Annotated in this window: 4 protein-coding genes; all 4 read right to left on the bottom strand. The window is 66.5% G+C overall.

Translation table 11 applies throughout. The annotated features are described in order from the left end of the window. Positions 1 to 268, bottom strand: a 268-nt coding sequence (locus tag VFT73_RS14005) for an SDR family NAD(P)-dependent oxidoreductase (RefSeq protein ID WP_326412486.1), incomplete at its 3' end; no start/stop codon positions are given. Continuing rightward, positions 265 to 1029 (bottom strand): SDR family oxidoreductase, encoded by a 765-nt coding sequence (locus tag VFT73_RS14000; RefSeq protein WP_326412484.1) that lies wholly within the window; start codon positions 1027 to 1029, stop codon positions 265 to 267. The genes VFT73_RS14005 and VFT73_RS14000, both read right to left, overlap by 4 nt. Continuing rightward, complete coding sequence (locus VFT73_RS13995) at positions 1026 to 2099, bottom strand: phosphotransferase family protein (protein WP_326412482.1); 1074 nt, start codon at positions 2097 to 2099, stop codon at positions 1026 to 1028. Before VFT73_RS13995 ends, VFT73_RS14000 begins: the two co-directional genes overlap by 4 nt. 82 nt (positions 2100 to 2181) lie before the next feature. Next, a partial coding sequence (locus VFT73_RS13990) for a zinc-binding dehydrogenase (protein ID WP_326412480.1) occupies positions 2182 to 2887 on the bottom strand: 706 nt, incomplete at its 5' end.

Here is a 2887-nt window from a genome sequence, read left to right as displayed (position 1 = left end):
AAATGCCGGCATTGGCATAGGCGATGTCGAGGCCGCCGAAGCGGTCGACCGCGGTCGCGACGAGTTGCTGCACATCGGCTTCGGAGCCCGCATCCATCTGCATCGCGATGACGCTGTCGCCGCCGATCATGTCGGCTGTTTCGCGGACGGCATCGCTCTTGTCGCCGATCACCAGCTTCGCGCCCTCGGCGGCGAAGCGGCGCGCGGTCGCGCGGCCAATGCCGGAGCCGGCGCCGGTGATGATCGCGACCTTGCCCGCCAGCCTCATATCGTCTGCCCTCCGTCGATAACGATCGTCTGCCCGGTCATGAAGGCGGCGGCGGGCGAGGCGAGGAACACGGCGGCGCCGGCGATCTCGTCCGGCTCGCCGATGCGGCGAAGCGGCGCGCCCTGGGTCGATCGCTTCAGCGTTTCCGGATTCTCCCACAGCGCGCGGGCGAAATCGGTCTTGATCAGCCCCGGCGCGATGCAATTCACGCGGACATTGTCGGGCCCGAATTCGTGCGCAAGGTTGCGGGCCAGCTGCATGTCGGCCGCCTTGGAAATGCCATAGGCGCCCAGCACGGCCGTGCCGCGCAGCCCCCCGATCGAGGAGATGATGACGATCGCCCCGTCGCGGCGTTCGCGCATTTCCGGCGCCACCATCGCGATCAGCCAGTGATTGGCGATGATGTTGTTGGTCAGGATCTTCTGGAACTGCTCGTCCGCGATGCCGTCCATCGGCCCGTAATAGGGATTGGACGCGGCGTTGCAGACGAGGATGTCGATCCGGCCGAACGCGCGCCGCGTCTCGTCGACCAGATGCTGCAACCCGGCCTTGTCCGAGATGTTGGCGGCGACCGCGATCGCCTGCCCTGGATGCTCCGCGTTGATCGCGTCCGCGACCGCGTCGCACGCGTCCTGCTTGCGGCTGGAGACGACGACCTTTGCGCCATGCTCCGCCATCCGCTCGGCAATGGCCTTGCCGATCCCGCGCGACGAGCCGGTGATGATCGCGACCTTGTCGGTAAGGTCGAAGAGTGTGCTCATGATGCCCCCGCCAATTGCGCGAAATGCCAGGCCGATTTCGCGAGGGACGGCACGCGCGCGGCGGTCGCTTCGGCCTGGGCCGAGGCCGCGGTGCCGTCGACGATCCGTTTCTTGATGCCCTGCACGATGCCGGTCAGCCGGAACAGGTTGTAGGCGAAATACCAGTTCAGGTCGGGCACGCCGCTGCGGCCGGTCGCGGCGCAATAGCGCTCGACCGCCTGCTCCAGCGAAGGGATGCCGAGCGCGTCATAGTCGAGGCCCTTCACGCCGGAGCGGCCTTCCGGCTCGGTTACCCAGTTCATCAGGAAATAGGAGAAGTCGGCGAGCGGATCGCCGAGCGTCGACAGCTCCCAGTCGAGCACCGCGATCACGCGCGGCTCGCTGGCGTGGAAGATCATGTTGTCGATTCGGTAGTCGCCATGGACGATCGAGACACGCTCCTGCGGCGGCACCGTCTTCGGCAGCCACGCGATCAGCTTGTCGACCTCGGGAATCGTCTCGGTCTCGGACGCCTTGTACTGCTTCGTCCAGCGCGCGACCTGGCGCTCGAAATAATTGCCCGGCTTGCCGTAATCGCCGAGCCCCACGCGTTCGTGATCCGTATTGTGCAGCGCGGCGAGCGTGTCGATCATTGCGTGATAGACGCCGCGCCGCTGCTCGGGCGTGTAGCCGGGCAGCGACCCGTCCCACAGGTTCCGTCCGTCGGCGAGCCCCATGATGTAGAACATCGACCCAATGACGTCTCGGTCGGTGCACAGGCCATAGGGCCGTGTGACCGGAAAGCCGGTCGGATACAGCGCCGCCTGCACGCGATACTCACGGTCGACGGCATGAGCGGACGGCAGCAACGGCCCGAACGGCTGGCGGCGCAGCACATAGGCCTGCGCGGGCGTGTCGATGCGGTAGGTCGGGTTCGATTGCCCGCCCTTGAAGCGACTGAGCGCGATCGGCCCCTCGAAGCCCTCGACATTGGCCTCCAGCCAATCCGTCAGCCGCGCTTCGTCCAGCCGGTCCTTTTCCGGCACCTTCATGGTGCCGACCATCGTCGTCTGGGCGTTCGACTGACTCATGCCCTGGCTCCGTTCGTATCGAGCGAAGTCGAGATACGCTTCTCGACTTCGCTCGAAGCGAACGGGAAAAGATCGATCTGACTCACTCGAACACCACCACGGAGCGCGTGGTATCGCCTTTCCGCAACTGGTCGAACGCGTGGTTGATCTCGTTGAGCGGAACGCGTTCCGCGATGATCGTGTCGAGGTCGAGCATGCCGCGCATGTAGAAGTCGACCAGCCGCGGGATTTCGACCGGGAAGCGGTTGGCGCCCATCAGCGCGCCCTGCAGCTTCTTGCCTGACAACAGGTCGAGCGCGGTAAGGCCCGTCTGGTGCGTCAGCGGCATCATGCCGAGGATCGTCGCAGTGCCGCCACGCCTCAGCACGCGCACGGCCAGCTCGCCCGATTGCGGGCGGCCGACCGCCTCGATTGCATGGTCGACGCCGCCTTTGGTCAGCTCGACGATCTCGGCGACCGCGGTTTCGGATGCCGCGTCGATCGCGTCGGTCGCGCCCAGCTTTCTCGCGATATCACGCTTTTCCGGCACCGGATCGACGGCAATGATGCGGCCGGCGCCGGCGATCTTCGCGGCGTTGACGACCGCCAGTCCGACACCGCCGCAGCCGACCACCGCGACCGTCTCGCCCGGCGTCACGTCGGCGGCGTTGAACACCGCGCCCGCGCCCGTCGTCACCGCGCAGCCGATCACGCAGGCGCGGTCCAGCGGCATCTCCGGATCGATCGCGACGCAGGCATGCTCATGGACGAGCATCTGTTCGGCATAGGCCGACAGGTTCAGCATCTGG

This window comes from Sphingomonas sp. (assembly GCF_035758555.1).
Lineage (GTDB): Bacteria > Pseudomonadota > Alphaproteobacteria > Sphingomonadales > Sphingomonadaceae > Sphingomonas_B.
Note: the sequence above shows the minus strand (reverse complement) of the source record. Positions and strands in the feature narration are given on the sequence as shown.